General features: G+C 32.7%; 12 protein-coding genes, 1 tRNA gene and 1 pseudogene. 11 read left to right on the top strand and 3 right to left on the bottom strand.

Annotated features, from left to right (window positions below):
- Positions 1 to 8 precede the first annotated feature (8 nt).
- The 5 genes from dxr to ACLGLP_RS04125 are packed head-to-tail and all read left to right on the top strand — an operon-like array spanning position 9 to position 4,744.
- Positions 9 to 1,169: a 1-deoxy-D-xylulose-5-phosphate reductoisomerase gene (dxr, locus tag ACLGLP_RS04145; protein WP_492113667.1), complete on the top strand. Its 1,161-nt coding sequence runs from the start codon at positions 9 to 11 to the stop codon at positions 1,167 to 1,169.
- Positions 1,166 to 2,248 (top strand): RIP metalloprotease RseP, encoded by a 1,083-nt coding sequence (rseP, locus tag ACLGLP_RS04140; RefSeq protein WP_492113666.1) that lies wholly within the window; start codon positions 1,166 to 1,168, stop codon positions 2,246 to 2,248. The genes dxr and rseP overlap by 4 nt, the downstream gene beginning before the upstream one ends.
- Positions 2,233 to 2,934, top strand: coding sequence for a tRNA (adenosine(37)-N6)-threonylcarbamoyltransferase complex dimerization subunit type 1 TsaB (gene tsaB / locus ACLGLP_RS04135; protein WP_492113665.1), 702 nt, complete (start codon positions 2,233 to 2,235; stop codon positions 2,932 to 2,934). Before rseP ends, tsaB begins: the two co-directional genes overlap by 16 nt.
- Positions 2,931 to 3,914: an ABC transporter permease gene (locus tag ACLGLP_RS04130; protein ID WP_492113664.1), complete on the top strand. Its 984-nt coding sequence runs from the start codon at positions 2,931 to 2,933 to the stop codon at positions 3,912 to 3,914. The genes tsaB and ACLGLP_RS04130 overlap by 4 nt, the downstream gene beginning before the upstream one ends.
- On the top strand, positions 3,911 to 4,744 hold the full coding sequence (locus ACLGLP_RS04125) for an ABC transporter permease (RefSeq protein WP_492113663.1): 834 nt from the start codon (positions 3,911 to 3,913) through the stop codon (positions 4,742 to 4,744). The genes ACLGLP_RS04130 and ACLGLP_RS04125 overlap by 4 nt, the downstream gene beginning before the upstream one ends.
- Before the next feature lie 6 nt (positions 4,745 to 4,750).
- On the opposite strand, the gene ACLGLP_RS04120 is transcribed toward ACLGLP_RS04125, so the two are convergent.
- Positions 4,751 to 4,837 (bottom strand) — tRNA-Leu (locus tag ACLGLP_RS04120).
- A gap of 491 nt (positions 4,838 to 5,328) precedes the next feature.
- Between ACLGLP_RS04120 and ACLGLP_RS04115 the strand changes: the two genes are divergently transcribed.
- Both ACLGLP_RS04115 and ACLGLP_RS04110 read left to right on the top strand, forming a co-directional pair.
- The gene (locus ACLGLP_RS04115; protein ID WP_492113726.1) at positions 5,329 to 6,741 is read left to right on the top strand and encodes a DNA methyltransferase; all 1,413 of its coding nucleotides are present in this window, start codon (positions 5,329 to 5,331) and stop codon (positions 6,739 to 6,741) included.
- Positions 6,742 to 6,746: 5 nt separating this feature from the next.
- Positions 6,747 to 7,718: a CfrBI family restriction endonuclease gene (locus ACLGLP_RS04110; RefSeq protein WP_492113662.1), complete on the top strand. Its 972-nt coding sequence runs from the start codon at positions 6,747 to 6,749 to the stop codon at positions 7,716 to 7,718.
- Positions 7,719 to 8,006: 288 nt separating this feature from the next.
- Here the strand turns inward: ACLGLP_RS04110 and ACLGLP_RS04105 are convergent, their stop codons facing one another.
- Together ACLGLP_RS04105 and ACLGLP_RS04100 are read right to left on the bottom strand one after the other, a co-directional pair.
- Positions 8,007 to 9,020 (bottom strand): SLC5/6 family protein, encoded by a 1,014-nt coding sequence (locus ACLGLP_RS04105; protein ID WP_492113661.1) that lies wholly within the window; start codon positions 9,018 to 9,020, stop codon positions 8,007 to 8,009.
- Positions 9,017 to 9,475 (bottom strand): annotated as a pseudogene (locus ACLGLP_RS04100) (sodium-dependent transporter); the annotation flags it as partial. The pseudogene ACLGLP_RS04100 and the gene ACLGLP_RS04105, both read right to left, overlap by 4 nt.
- A 118-nt stretch (positions 9,476 to 9,593) precedes the next feature.
- On the opposite strand from ACLGLP_RS04100, the gene ACLGLP_RS04095 reads away from it, so the two are divergent.
- Genes ACLGLP_RS04095 through ACLGLP_RS04080 form a run of 4 tightly spaced genes read left to right on the top strand, consistent with a single transcriptional unit; the run spans position 9,594 to position 15,254 of the window.
- Positions 9,594 to 10,481 (top strand): AAA family ATPase, encoded by an 888-nt coding sequence (locus ACLGLP_RS04095; protein WP_492113660.1) that lies wholly within the window; start codon positions 9,594 to 9,596, stop codon positions 10,479 to 10,481.
- A 9-nt stretch (positions 10,482 to 10,490) separates the two neighbouring features.
- Entirely contained in the window at positions 10,491 to 12,326 is a 1,836-nt protein-coding gene (locus ACLGLP_RS04090) for a hypothetical protein (RefSeq protein ID WP_492113659.1), read from the top strand.
- Positions 12,327 to 12,370: 44 nt separating this feature from the next.
- A complete protein-coding gene (locus tag ACLGLP_RS04085; RefSeq protein WP_492113658.1) occupies positions 12,371 to 13,357 on the top strand; it encodes a sigma-54 interaction domain-containing protein in 987 nt (328 codons plus the stop codon).
- Positions 13,358 to 13,394: 37 nt separating this feature from the next.
- Positions 13,395 to 15,254 carry a tetratricopeptide repeat protein gene (locus ACLGLP_RS04080; protein ID WP_492113657.1) on the top strand — a complete coding sequence of 620 codons (1,860 nt, stop codon included), beginning with the start codon at positions 13,395 to 13,397 and terminating at the stop codon, positions 15,252 to 15,254.
- Positions 15,255 to 15,263 lie beyond the last annotated feature (9 nt).

The raw sequence follows: 15,263 nt of genomic DNA, 5'->3' as shown, positions 1-15,263 counted from the left end.
ATTTAGTAATGAAAGGTCTTGCCATTTTTGGAGCAACAGGATCTATCGGAAAATCAACTATAGATTATGTTTCAAAAAATTTAGACAAATTTAAAATTGTTGGACTTACAGCAAAATCAAGAATAAATGAACTAAAAGAGCTTTCCGAAAAATTTAGAGTTCCCTATGTAGTCGTTGAAAAAAAAGAAGATGCAAAGTATTTAAAAGATTCTTTAAGTTATGAGGCTAAGGTTTTATGGGGAGATGAAGGTCTAAAAGAACTTGCTTCTTTAGACCTAATAGACATAGCAGTTATAGGAATTTCAGGAATAAAAGCTCTCATACCTACCTATTATGCTTTAAAGACAGGAAAAAGAGTTGCCATAGCAAATAAAGAGTGCATTATTTCTGCAGGTAACCTTTTAAAAGAAACTGCTAAAACCTATAAAGCTGAGCTTATTCCTGTTGATAGCGAGCATTCTGCTTTTTTCCAGCTTTTGCAAAAGGAAAAAAAAGCTCATATAAAAAAACTCATTCTTACTGCTTCAGGAGGACCTTTTTATAAAACTCCTAAGAAAGACTTTCCTAAGGTAACACCAGAGATGGCTATTTCTCATCCAACCTGGAAGATGGGTAAAAAAATTTCTGTAGATTCTGCAACCTTAATGAATAAAGGTTTTGAGGTTCTTGAAGCGATGGTTCTTTTTGACTTTCCCCTTGATAAAATTGAAGTAATCATTCATCCCCAAAGTTTGGTGCACGCAATAGTAAAGCTTATAGATGGAAGTTATTTAATGCATTTAAGTCCTGCTGATATGAAAATTGCTATAGCCTATGCTCTTAATTATCCAGAAAGAAGGGAACTAAATTTGGAAAGCTTTGATCTTGCTAAAGTAAAAAGGCTTATTTTTGAAAAACCAAATTTTAAAAAATTTCCCTGTCTAAAATTGGCTTATGAAGTGGGAAAACTTGGAGACCCATATCCCCTTATATTGGAAGCTGCAGATGAGGTAGTAGTTTCTGCTTTTCTTAACCGCGAAATTAGCTTTGATAAAATTCCATATTTCCTTGAAAAAACCTTAAATGAATTTAAAATACCCATTATTAACTTAAAAGATATTTATGAGATCTTAAAGTTTCATCAAGAGGTTTGTAATTTTACTGAAAATCTTATTAAGGGTAAAAAATGACTATAACCATTGCTGTTGCTATTTTAGTAATAGGTGTTCTCATTTTTGTTCATGAGCTTGGACATTTTTTAGCTGCCAAGGCAATGGGAGTAAGAGTTGATATTTTTTCCTTAGGTTTTGGTCCTCGTCTTATTGGATTTACAAAAGGAGAAACAGAATATAGGCTTTCTCTTATTCCCTTGGGTGGATATGTAAAACTTTATGGAGAACACCCTGAAACTATTCCACTTGTTGAAAATCCAGAAAGGGCTTTTGCTTTTAAAAAATCTTACCAAAAAGCTATTATAGTCATTGCAGGGCCATTGGCTAATTTTATTTTAGCTTTTTTCATTTTTTGGATTTTATTTGCGATCGTAGGAAGTTATATTATTCCAGCTAAAGTTGGTGGATTAATACCAGGCTCTCCTGCAGAAAAAGCAGGACTCAAACCAGGAGATGAAATTCTGGAAGTAAATGGTAAAAAGGTAAAATCCTTTCAGGAACTGTTGTTTTACCTGCGATCTAAAAATGTTCAGGATTGGGTAATCTTAAAAGTAAAAAGAAACGATCAAATTTTTGAAGTTAAGCTAAAACCAGAATTTCAAGAAGGTTATAACATCTTCAGCAAAAAAACCAAAATCCCCATAATAGGAATAAAATCTACCCAAGAAATTATTCATCAAAAACATGATTTGATAACTGCCTTTTACTTAGCTGCTGAAAAAGTATGGGAAATAACGAGTCTTATATTTATAGCTATTTATAAACTTTTTACAGGAGAAATGCCTTTTTCTACCCTCGGAGGTCCTATAACTATCGGAAAAATGGCAGGGGAAGCAGCAAAAATAGGATTATCCTCTCTTTTTTCTTTTACTGCTATTCTTTCTATAAATCTTGGTGTGCTAAACATACTTCCTCTTCCTATGCTTGACGGAGGACACCTTGTACTTTTTGGAATTGAAGCTATAAGAAAAAAACCTCTTTCTTTAAAAACTCAAGAACTAATTTTTAAAATCGGCTTAGCTTTAATAATCGCCTTGAGTATAGCAGTTTTCTACAATGACATTTTAAAGCTTTTTAAAGGATGGAATCTCCCTTAATTCTTGCTATTGAAACATCTGGAAAAACAGGAGGAATAGCACTCTTTAAAGAAATCTTGTTAGGAGAGGTTTCTTTATCTTCAAAAGAATCTTATTCAACTATAATCTTTAAGACACTTCCTTTTCTTGAAAAAAATCTAAAATTTTCTTTAGAAGAAGTGGATTTCTATGCAATAGATATAGGACCTGGAAGCTTTACTGGATTAAGAATTGGGTTTTCTATTTTAAAAGGGTTAAACTTAGCCTATCCAAGACCTGTAATTCCAGTTTCAAGCTTAGAGGTTCTTGCAACCAATTTCATTAATTATCCTGGGAATATAGTGAGTCTCGTTGATGCATACAGCAAAGAAATCTTTTTTGCTTCTTATGTATGGGAAAATTTTAACCTTAAGACCTTAATTTCACCCATATGCATCCCATTAAAGGAATTGCTTAGTTTCGTAAAAGTTCCCTCTCTTTTTGCCAGTGAGACACTTGAAAAATGGAAAGATTTTTTTAAAAAAGAATTAAATGAGGTTTTCATTGAACCCCCTTTTTCACCTAATTTAAGTGCAGGACTTGTTGCTAAATTAGCTTTCATTAAACTTAAACAGAAAAAGGTAGAATTAAAAGATGCAGAAACCCTTTTACCCCTTTATTTAAAACCCTCTGAAGCCGAAAGAAAAAGCGGTTTAAAGCTAACATGATAGCCTTTTTATTAAAAAGAATACTAACCCTTATTATCACTCTCTTTGGCATAACCATTATAAGCTTTTCTATCATTCATCTTGCACCAGGAGGACCATTAAGTCCTCTAACGGAATTCAATCCCAAAATAACACCAGAATATAGGGAAAAGCTGGTAAAAATGTATGGACTTGATAAACCCCTTTATATCCAGTATTTAATGTGGCTTAAAGGAATTATAAAACTTGATTTTGGGAAGTCCTTTTCTTTGGATCAAAGACCTGTGTGGGATAAAATAAAAGAAAGACTTCCTATAACTATTTTCATAAATACTCTTTCTCTTTTCCTAATTTTACTTTTTAGCATACCCTTAGGTGTTTATTCTGCAGTAAGAGCAGGAAGTACTTTTGACAGGATAACTACAGTTATCACCTTTATTGGTTATGCCATGCCGAGTTTCTGGTTAGCTATAATACTTATGATGATTTTTGGAGTAAAACTTCAACTGCTTCCCATTTCAGGGCTTCATTCAACCATAGGTTATGAAGAAATGAGTTTATTAGAAAAGGTCTGGGACTGGACAAAACACCTCATTTGCCCTCTGTTTGTAGCAACCTTTGGAGGAATGGCAGGAGTATTAAGATATGTAAGAAATTCTATGTATGAAGTCTTAAAAACAGATTTCATACTTTTTGCCAGAGCAAAGGGACTTCCAGAAAAAGTAGTAATTTATAAACACGGTTTGAGAAATGCCCTCTTACCTCTTATAACCATTCTTGGACTTTCCATCCCTGGACTAATAGGAGGAAGCGTAATTTTTGAAACCATTTTTGGAATCCCTGGAGTAGGGCAACTTATGTGGCAAGCTGTAATGGCAAGAGATTACCCTGTTATTATGGCAAACCTATTTTTGATCTCCCTTCTTACCCTTCTTGGAAATTTCCTTGCGGATATAGGTTATGCACTTGCTGATCCAAGAATAAGGTTAGAAGGAAAATGAAAGAGATCTTAAGAGAACTTTTAAAGCACAAAATAGGATTTACCTGTCTAATTATTATTTTTGTTCTTGTTTTTCTTGCCCTTTTTGCTCCCTACATTTCTCCTTATGATCCTTTTGAAATAAATGTAAATGAAATTCTTCTTCCACCTTCCTTTAAACACCCACTTGGGACAGATCTTCTTGGAAGGGATTTATTAAGCAGAATGATTTATGCTTCAAGAATTTCTTTAGAGGTAAGCATTGTTGCAGTTGGAATTTCTATAGGAATAGGAGTATTTTTGGGTTCTCTGGCAGGTTATTTAGGAGGAGTTGTTGATCAGATTATCTCCCGTTTTATAGATATTATGCTTTGTTTTCCCACTATTTTTCTTATTTTAGCAGTTATTGCCTATTTAGAGCCTTCTATTTTAACCATAATGATTGTAATTGGGGCAACAAGCTGGATGGGGGTTGCAAGGCTTGTAAGGGCTGAAATAATGTCTTTAAAAGAAAGAGACTTTGTTCTGATAGCCAGGGTTTATGGTGCAGGAACTTTAAGAATTATCTTTAAACATCTTCTTCCCAATGCTTTACCACCTATTTTAGTTTCAGCTTCTTTAGGACTTGGACAGGCGATTCTTATTGAATCTGCCTTGTCTTTTTTGGGAATAGGAGTTCAACCACCTATTCCATCTTGGGGAAACATTTTAATAGAAGGTAAAGAGACTTTAGAGGTTGCCTGGTGGTTATCTGTTTTTCCAGGGCTTGCCATATTGATTACTGTTCTTGCTTTTACTTTGCTTGGAGAAACTTTGCAGGAGATTTTAAATCCGAAAAGAGAGGCAAAGTGATTTTTGTGGTGCCGAGGGCGGGACTCGAACCCGCACGGGCCGAAGCCCACTAGCCCCTCAAGCCAGCGCGTCTTCCAATTCCGCCACCTCGGCGTTAATACTTAATATATTCTCATTTTTTCCTTTGTCAAGACAAATTTATTACTTAAATTTACTAATATTAACTTGGGGTTTAACCTTTGGAGAAAGATTTCTACCAAAGTTTTTTATATTTGACTTTTTGTTATTCTTCGCTACATTTTATAGAAATAACTATGAGGTAGGCATCCCGGGAGGGGTAAAAAATTACAAACACCAAACAAGGTGCAAGGAAAAGCAGACATATTCCCACAAGAACCGTCCAAGCAATTCATTTGCTTGTTTATACCTATGTAAGCAAGACAAGTCTTGCAAAGCTTAATAGACTGATGAAAGAGAGAGGAGTATAATTTCGCTTAGAGAGATATATATGCGCAATGCGGATATTATTCTAAAGAGGGGGTATATCCGCAATGAGTATATGAACGAATTAGGCGTAATCGGGGATGCGGCTTGAAAGAAAGATTAAAAAAGAAAGAACTATTAAAGAATTATAGGTGAAGAACATGCTATACGAAACAAAAAAACAAACAACATTACTTGGTTTAAAAACTCCTGAACAAGAATATTGGGACATGATCAATAGGGATTACTCCTTTTCAGAAGCTTTACAAATACTTGATAAAATTGATTGGGATTTTAAAGATTTTACTACACAATATTTAACTCATAAATTTCATTCCTATCCTGCAAGGTTTATTCCCCAAATCCCTTTAACATTCATAAAGTTATTTACAAAGGACGGAGAAACCGTTCTTGATCCTATGTGTGGATGTGGGACAACTTTAGTAGAGGCTTTCTTAAATAACAGAAATTCAATAGGCAACGATTTTAATCCCCTTGCAACTTTAATAACTAAGGTCAAAGTTACACTAATACCTGATACAGAGTTCAAATATTTAAAAGAGAAACTGCGAAGAATGAAAAGATATTTAGATTTAGATTATAAAAGAATTAATAAAAGGATTGAATCATTACCAAACAGGAAAATCAGCAAGATTTTCAATAGAGTTGTAATATCTAAATTAGAAGTTATTAGAGAAACTCTCCTAGAAATTAAAGAAGAAGGGGAACATGATGATATTTATGATTTGGGAAGGGTTGCTTTATCCTCTACAATATGGTCTTTAGTTGAAAATGGTGGCGGACTTGATGTAGATGATTTGTTTTTGAAAAAAGTGAATTCAATGGAGAAAGAGTTAAAAAAGATGTCTAAGATTGTAAAAAATCCACCAAAAGTGAAAGTGATAACAGGAGATGCCAGAAAACTTGAAGTTGAAAGTAATTCAGTTGATTTAATAGTTACATCACCACCTTATGTTAATGCGTTAGATTACTATAGAGTTCATATGTATAACATGTTATGGTTAGGAATGGACTTTGATTTATTTAAGAAACATGAAATTGGTGCTCATTCTCATTTTATCTATAATCGTTTTAGACTTTTGTCTGAATATTTAGGCGATATGCTCCGTGTAATGATAGAAATGAATCGCGTTTTGAAAGAAAATAAGTTATGCGTTATTGTTGTTGGTAATTCAAGTTTGGAGTATGAATTGATAGAAAGTCATAAATTCTTTGCTGAAATGTCTAAATTTATTGGATTTAAGCCAATAAAAACATATTTCAGGAATATTGATAAAACTCGTAAATACACAAGTGCAGACATAGGAAAAATTGATGATGAGTACATTTTGATTTTACAAAAAGTAAAAGATAGTGAAGTGACAGCTGAAGACGATGATTTCATAATAGATGTAGTGACTCAGCAGATGATTAATTTTAAAAAACGAGTAGAAAGGGTTCAAGGAACGTCAATAAGGGGAAGAAAACCTACGAAGGAAAGACTACTTAAAAACATAGAGAAAATAGAAGAGGCAATTAATCATATACCAGAGGATATAAAAATAAAAAAGTAAAAAAAATGAAAGAATTGATAAGTAAAATAATCCATTCGATTCTAACGGGGCAAGATTATAGAACTTATGTGTTGGCTACTATAAACAAGCGGTTTATTGACAAAGTGGAAGAGTTAACAGCTGAAATTTTTGAATACAAAAAACGCGGCGATAACTGGCTTGAGAAACTATTAGAAGATACATCAAAAAAGCAAGGAAAAGAAAATAAATTTAAATTGCTATGGTATGGTGGATTAAATGACAAAACTGTCAAGAATATGACAGGCGGAACTTCTAAAAAAGAGGTATGCTTAGAAATAGGTAAAAAAAACTTAGAATCATTCAGGCTTTTACTCTCAGAAATAGAAAATGAAAGCTCCTATAAGATTAAAATAATTATCAAGAAAGATTACAAACAAGTTGAGCTTGATGATCTTGAGAGTATAATATTTGTTAATATCATTTCTGCAATGAAGTTAACCATTCAGGGTGGTGCATGGAGTGAAGTGGGGAAACAAACAGAGAAAAGTTTGCTATATGTAATTTTTAGTATTTTAAAAATTCCAGAGGAGGATTACATCTTAATTTTTGATGAGATGAAAAAGAAAGGATTGGTTAAAAATAGAGAAATTGATGCTATCGTGTTCAACAAAAATAAAGAACCTATCACCATTGAATTAAAATTGCTGGGAATAGGAAATCCAGAGATTGGAGACGAAGCACTAGCTAGAAAAGTAGATTTATTTCTGATTGATAGATTAACAGAAATGATGATTAAAGAGGCTGAAAAAATAGGAGTAAAAGTAATTGAATTTAGGCAAGAAAATCCATTAAAGGAAATTTACAACTTCTTTATTTCTAAAAATGTTAATTGTAGTGAACCAGAGGACATGACTTTGGAAGAATTAAAAGAAAAAATTGAACAAATAATTAGTGAATGGCAAGAAACAAAGGAAGAATATAAGATCTTAAAGAAACTAAAGGAGTTAACAAAATGACACCGCACCGCCCGACTCTTCGTTCGCTTACGCTCACTTCGGGGCTATCGCCCACGCCTAACAAGCGAGTATCTGGCTTCGGCGACTTCAGATACTCGCCAAGCCGTTATAATAATAACGGTGGAAAAGCCCATATCTTCATAAATACCAAAAAGTTCCCAGCCTTCAAACTTTTGGTTTTTAAGAAAGAAAAAAGTAGTTTTAAGGAGGAAAAGGGTAAATAAATATGCTGAGAACTGCCGTAAATATGTGGGGAAATCTAAAGAAGGAGAAAACTCATTGATAATTTTAAATAAAATTTCGTCTCTTGCTTTCAATGGCTATCAAAGCAAGCAAAAGTATTGAAGCAACTATAAACCCCCTTGAAACTATCAAATTCCAGGAAAGCTCTCCAAGATATTCTGGCAATTTAGTCATTGTCCAGAAATAAAAAAGCACCCCTATAAATATAGCTGAAGTTCCATAGAAAATATAAACAAATATTTTAGGAATCTTCAAAAATACATCTCTTGTAAGCTCTTTATAGAAATTTTCTACCCCAAAAAGCCATACAAAGGCTAATATCTCTATAAAGCCAAAGATTATTAAAAACATAGTTCCTGCCCAAAAATCAAGTTCGTCAAGAAATTTGGGAACGAAAGCAGAAAGAAAGGCACCAATAGACACCATAATCATAGAAAGGTTAACTGCTCTTGAGTGAGAAAAATTCAGCTCATCCTCAAAAAGAGCAACAAGAGGTTGAATAAGGGCAAGAGAAGAGGTAAGAGCTGCTATAAATAAAAGAGAAAACCATATAAAAGAAAAAAGATATCCAAAGGGTAAGGCTGTCAAAATTGCTGGCATACTTACAAAACCAATTCTAAAAGTCCCTTCCTGAGCTAATTGAGAAATTGAACCTGCGCCAAACATAGCAAAAGCAGCTGGAATTGCAATAGAGGCTCCTATAACTACTTCTACAAATTCGTTTAATCCCGCTGTATAAAGTCCTGCTTTTAAAACATCTTCATTTTTCTTTACATAACTTGCATAGGTAGCTATAGCTCCCATAGCTAAAGAAAGAGTAAAAAAGATTTGACCAGAAGCCTCTACCCATACCTGAGGATCAATAAGCCTTGAAAAATCAGGCTTGAAAATAAAATAAAGTCCTTCTAATCCTTTCCAGTTATTCATGGAAAGGGAAACAAAAGAAAAAAATATCCCCATCAAAAGAAGAGCAGGAATTCCAACTTTAGCTATAAATTCAATTCCCTTTATTATCCCTCTATTAAGTATATACCAGTTAATAAAAAGAGTTATTATCAAAAAATAATGGCATAAAAGGATGGCTTAGTATAGTTTCTATAAAACTCTAAAAAAGGTAGCATTATTGCTTCAGAATTTCCGCTTACAGGTTGAGGTAATTTTTTAAAAAGAGATAAAAAGGCAAAACCAAGTGTCCAAGATTCAATATAGATATAATAACAAATGATAAGAAAGGAGATAGTAACTCCAAGACTTCCCACAATTCTTGCCAGATATGAATGGTTGAAAAATTCTCCCATAATTCCAACCATAGATCCGTGTCCTTTTGAACCTGCATATCTTCCTATAACCCATTCCAGGATCATAAGAGGAATTCCGAGAAAAATAAGAGAAATAAAGTAAGGAATGATAAATGCTCCTCCACCATAGAGGGCTACCTTAGAGGGAAATCTAAAAAGGTTACCCAATCCGATAGCATTTCCTGCTGCAGCAAAGATTAAACCAATTTTTGTAGCCCAGGTTTCTCTTTTTGCATAATTTTAATTTTATAGCCATTTTAGCTTATCCTGTCAAGCGACAATTCATTAAAATTTTGGGTAGCAAAATTTTTAAATGGGGATATATTAAAATTATATGGAAAGTGTAGTTATAGACGGAGTAACTTTATACCTTTCTCATCCTGATGAATTAAATATTCCCCTTTATCCAAGAGATGAGATTATTGATCAAATCCTTGCCTGCTGGCTTGTGTTAGATGAAAGAGATATTCCCTTAACGCCTCGCCTTATAGGAAAACCCGGAGTGGGGAAAACTACCCTTGCCTATGCAGCTGCTAAAAAACTAAATAAAGAAGTTTATATATTTCAGGCAACAGTTGATACCCGTCCTGAAGATCTTATTATAACTCCTGTTATTTCAGAGGATAAAAAAATAAGATATGTAGCAAGCCCTATTGTTACTGCTATGATAAGAGGAGGGGTTGCTATAATTGATGAGGCAAATAGAATGAGTGAAAAGTCCTGGGCATCCCTTGCTCCTCTTCTTGATAGTAGAAGATATGTAGAATCAATTGTAGCTGGAATTAAAATAAAGGCACACCCGGATTTTAGACTTTGTGTAACTATGAATGAAGATGCCTCAACATTTGAATTGCCTGAATATATTCAGTCAAGACTTCAGCCTCAAATTTTTATTGATTTTCCTTCTTATGAAGAAGAAAAAGCCATTTTAAAAACAAATCTTCCCTGGGCTGAAGAAGGACTTCTTGATTATATAGTGAGATTTTTGCAAATGGCTCATGAATATGGAGAACTTTACAGTGTGAGAGATGGAGTAAACATAGGGCGTTATATCCTTAAAAAACTTAAATTTTTGAATAAATCTATTGAAAACTCTACAGACCTTTTACCACTTCTTAAAGAAGCCATATCACTTATACTTGGCTCTCAGGCTTTAGTATATTTTAAAGAATTACTTGAAAGTAAAAAACCCTCAAAACCCTTACTTCGTCCTTTAGATTAATCATGTTTTATGCTTAAACTTGAAAGAGTTTTTCATAACAGGACTTCAACTTTATACTTCTTGCCTTTCTTTCCGGGAAATCTTGAGACTACCCAAAGCATTGCGAAACTTTTAGCTGAGATTAATCCCTCAGCTATAGCCTTATCTCTTCCATTTTTTGTAAAAGATAAGTGGTTAATTGCTGTAAAGGAACTTCCTAATATTTCCGTTCTTGCTCTTATATATAAAGAGAGAAAAACTGAATACTTGATTATAGAACCTTTATGCGCACTTGTAGAAGCAACAAGATATGCCTTAGCTTCAAACATTCCCCTCTTTTTTATAGACTTCCCAAAAGAAGCACCTCAGGAAGAACCACCTCAGCCTCCCCTTCCTCCCTATCTTATCAAAAACTTAGGTTATACTAAATATGTAGAATCTATACTTTCTTTTTTAGAAGACCACATTACAGAAAGAGAAAGGTATATTGCAGAAAAAATTTACGAAATTTCTCAAAAGCACAGTTCTCTTGCTATTGTGCTTCCCTTTAATCAGGTAAAAGGGGTAATAAAAGCCCTGAAGAGTGTTTCAGGATTGCTATATTTTCCCAAAAACATACCTAAGGAAATTAAAATCTTTACCCTGCATTCTAAAAGCGTGAGAGAGATACTTACAGAACCAGGCTATTTTCAGAGTACTTATGAAAAAAATAGAAAAAAACTGATAGAAGATAAAACCTTTTATCTTGACAGAATAACCCTTTTTGAAGAAATTTTTGAAAAGGCGAGACAAAAATATCATAAAGAAACTGGGGCAGAACTTTCTCCCAAGGATCTTAAAATTTTTGGACAATTTTTGAGAAATCTTCTTTTGATAAAAGGTCAGTATGTACCTGATCTTTATACACTTATTTTGGCAGTAAGAGGTATAGGAGGAGACGAGTTTTCTTTTTGGTTCTGGGAGATTGCAACCTTCTACGAATTTCAAAAAGAGGGGCTTTCACCTTTTCCTTTAATAAGCCTCTCTCCTGAAGAACTCAATTTCCCCTATAAAAAGCTTAGATTTTCCAGAAAAATAAAAAGTATAAGAAGTAAATTAAATTTTTTGAAAAGATATACTACGAGAGAAGAAAGAAAATTTTTAAGAACGGGATTTTCTGGAAAGGTTATTTGTTCTTTTCCACCTGAGGATGTAATAATTGAAACCTTTGGGAAAAAAGTTATGGAGAAAGGTCTTAAGGTTATAACAGAAAATTTGAGAAAAGTTGAACCTTTTACCTCTTCTTTAAAAGATGGTTTAGATCTAAGAGAGACTATAAGAAGATGGGTTTTGGAAGAAACCCCCTATATTAAAGAAGAGCCTCAAGCCCATGCAAAAGCAGGATCTGTAGTGATAATTTTTGAGGAAGATCCAGATCCTTTTACAGGAAAGGAAAAATATCCTTGGAACTTTACTTGGCATGGAGAACACAATCAAGAATCTGATATGGCTTTTTATGCAACAGACCCAAAGGAAAATGTTATCGGTCCTGGAATTGCTAAGGCAAAATATGGAGGATTTATGCTAACCTATCCTCCTATGAGAGTATACGATATATGGGAAGATCCTTATTTTGATATAGCAAAAAATAAAGCTGAAAGGCTTCTTTTAGCTGGAATTGATTATAGTTTAGAAAAATATATAGTTTATGTAGCTAAAAAACCTCCTGAAAGATTTGCTAAAGAATTTGCCTATGTTCAAGGGAAAAAAATAATTTTCTTACCTATAGGTTCTTTTTCCAGAAGCTTTCTTGAAAAAATACGCATTTTCCATGTGCTTGAAGGACATCATGTAAGAAAGTATGCCCATAAGTATATAAATAAATAATCAAAAATTTGACATCTCTGTCAAATTTATGATATAATTGAGGTATGTATCTTTTAGAGACCCATAATCCTGTAATGAGAAATATTTATCAGTTAGTAAAAAAAATCGCTCCCTCTTCAAGCACAGTTCTTATTCTTGGAGAATCTGGAACAGGAAAAGAAGTATTAGCAAAGTATATACATTTTTGTAGCAAAAGAAAAGGACCCTTTGTTCCTATAAATTGTGCAGCCATACCTGAAGAGCTTTTAGAGGCTGAACTTTTTGGATACGAAAAAGGAGCTTTCACAGGAGCAATAAGAAGTAAACCAGGAAAATTTGAGATGGCAAACGGAGGAACGATTTTTCTTGACGAAATAGGAGATCTAAGCCCAAAACTACAGGCTAAGCTTTTGAGGGTTATACAAGAAAAACAAGTTGAAAGACTGGGAGGAGAACGCCCCATAAAAATTGAAGTAAGAATTCTTGCTGCTACAAATAAAGATTTGGAAAAAGAAGTAAAAGAAGGAAGATTTAGAGAGGATCTCTTTTTTAGACTAAATGTTATCCCTATAAAACTTCCACCTTTAAGGGAAAGAAAGGAGGATATACCTCTTTTAGCAAATTTTTTCTTAAAAAAGATCTGCGAAAGAGAAGGAGTAGAAGAAAAAAAACTAACTCCTGAGGCTATGGAAAAACTTATTAATTATCCATGGCCTGGAAACATAAGAGAGCTTGAAAATTTTATAGAAAGATTGGTAATACTTTCAGAAAACAACATCATCGGAGTAGAAGACCTTTCCCTATCTTCCTTAGATTTTAAGATTAAAATAAGAGAAACTCTTACCGAAGATAGAGATATACTAATTAAAACAACCCTTCCAGAAATATCAGAAAAAGGAATTGAATTACCCAGACTTTTAAAGGAGATAGAAATATATTATCTTAAAAGGGCTCTTGAACTCTCAAAAGGAGTAAAAACAAAAGCAGCTAAGTTATTAGGACTAAACCGTACAACCTTTATAGAAAAACTTAAAAAATATAATCTGGTATAATTCTTGATATTTGTTTAATCAAATGAGAAATTTAAAGATGGGAATTCTATTTTCCTTAGTCCTTTTATGCTTATTTTTCATTCTCATTTCTATATCTATTTCTCAGGAAAACAAAAACCAAAGTATTTTTTTGTTTATTTCTAATGAAACCAAAGAAAAAATAAAAGAAGAAGAAATTAAAAAAGCTGAAGAACTGGTAAAACAAATCAAAAATTTCTACAATAAAAGGCTTTATGAAAAGGTTGAAGAACTTCTAAAAGATTTACCCCCAGATTTTTCTTTAACTCCTGAAGAAAATCTTATAGTAGCTGAAAGTCTTCTCAAATCAGGATCACCTGAAAGGGCTATTGATTTTTCTGAAAAGGTAATATCAGTAAAAAAGGGAACCACTGAGGCATGTATGGCTAATTTGATAAAAAATAAAGCTCTTATAATAAAAGGAAACTACAAAGAGGCTAAAATAAATTTGAAAGACTTTTTAGAATCTTATTGCGAAGAAGCTCTTAAAAATGAGGCAAAAGTTTTACTTTATTTTATGAAGGAATTATCCCCTGATGAATTTAAAAAAATAGATAAGAACCTTGCTAAGAGAGTATTAGGAGAACTTTATAAACTCAGAGGATTTTATTTTGTTAAAAAAGGGGAACTTAAAAAGGCAGAAGATGACTTCTTCACCTATATAAATGTATATGGAACCTATAAAGATGCTCCAGAACTAATATATAAATTAGCTGATGCTTATTTTAATAAAGGGGAGAAAGAAAAAGCCAAAACCTATTATGAGTTAATTATTACCAACTGGGATGGAACTAAAGAAGCTCTTTTCTCTAAATTTAGACTTTACCAAATGGCTTATGAAAAGATTTTAGTAAAAGAGTTGGTTCCTGAAAAGACTATACAGGATCTAATTTCTTTTGCAACCCTGATTAAAAGTAAGTATCCTGAAGAAAAAATAGCTGAGGAAGCAAGTTTTACTATCATTAAAGTAAACTTTGAGAATAAAAATTATCTTTCTGCAAAAAAAAGCGCTGTAGAATTTTTAAAAGCTTATGAAAAAAGCTCACTTGCTGAAATGGTTAAAAATTATTATTGCGAAAGCGTGAGTTTTCTCTTTGAAGAGGATCTAAAAAAGGGAAATATTTCTTCAATTGTAAAATTAGAAAAAGAGGACAAAGAATTCCTGGAAAAAACAAAATGCGGGAAAGCTTATTATGCCTTAGGAAATGTTTACTTAAATTATAATTTTTATAATAAAGCTACCTATTGTTATATTAAAGCTTATGAATTAGGAGGACGCAAGGAACTTATATCTAAAACCTTACTTAAACTGGGATTGATGGCTCTTGAAACGGAAAACATGGATATATTTGATGATATATTTGTACTTTTGGAAAAGAAAAAAACTGAGGAAATAAAAAATGATCCTTATTATTTTTATCTCAAGGCTTTTTATGAACTGCGGAAAAATTTTAAAAATGGTGAATATTACTTGAATCTGGCTCTAAATTCTTCTTTACCTGAAAATTTTAAAGAAAAACTTTTAAAATATTTTCGCGATAGAGCTCTCTTTTTAAAAAGGTATAACCAAGCTTTAGCTTATACACTTAATCCCTTCTTTAAAGCAAAAGCTGAGGATTATATACTCTTACTTTTAGAAACCTTTTATAATGACAAAACTACCTTTGAAAAAACGCTGGAATATGCTAAGTCAAAATTTCCTGAAAATTCCAAAATTAAATGGTTAGAAGTTTATTATCTTGAAAAAAAGGGAAATATTAAAGATTCAGAAAAGCTTTGGAAAGAGTTAACAAAGGGAGATTCCTTAGAAAACGAACTTGCCAGAAGTTATGAGAAAATGAGAGAATTCATAGAAAGAACCCATCAAACCATTTTTTAGATATTTAAA

The organism is Caldimicrobium sp. SLHALR3 (genome assembly GCF_058692735.1).
This window is presented reverse-complemented; position numbering and strand designations above follow the sequence as displayed.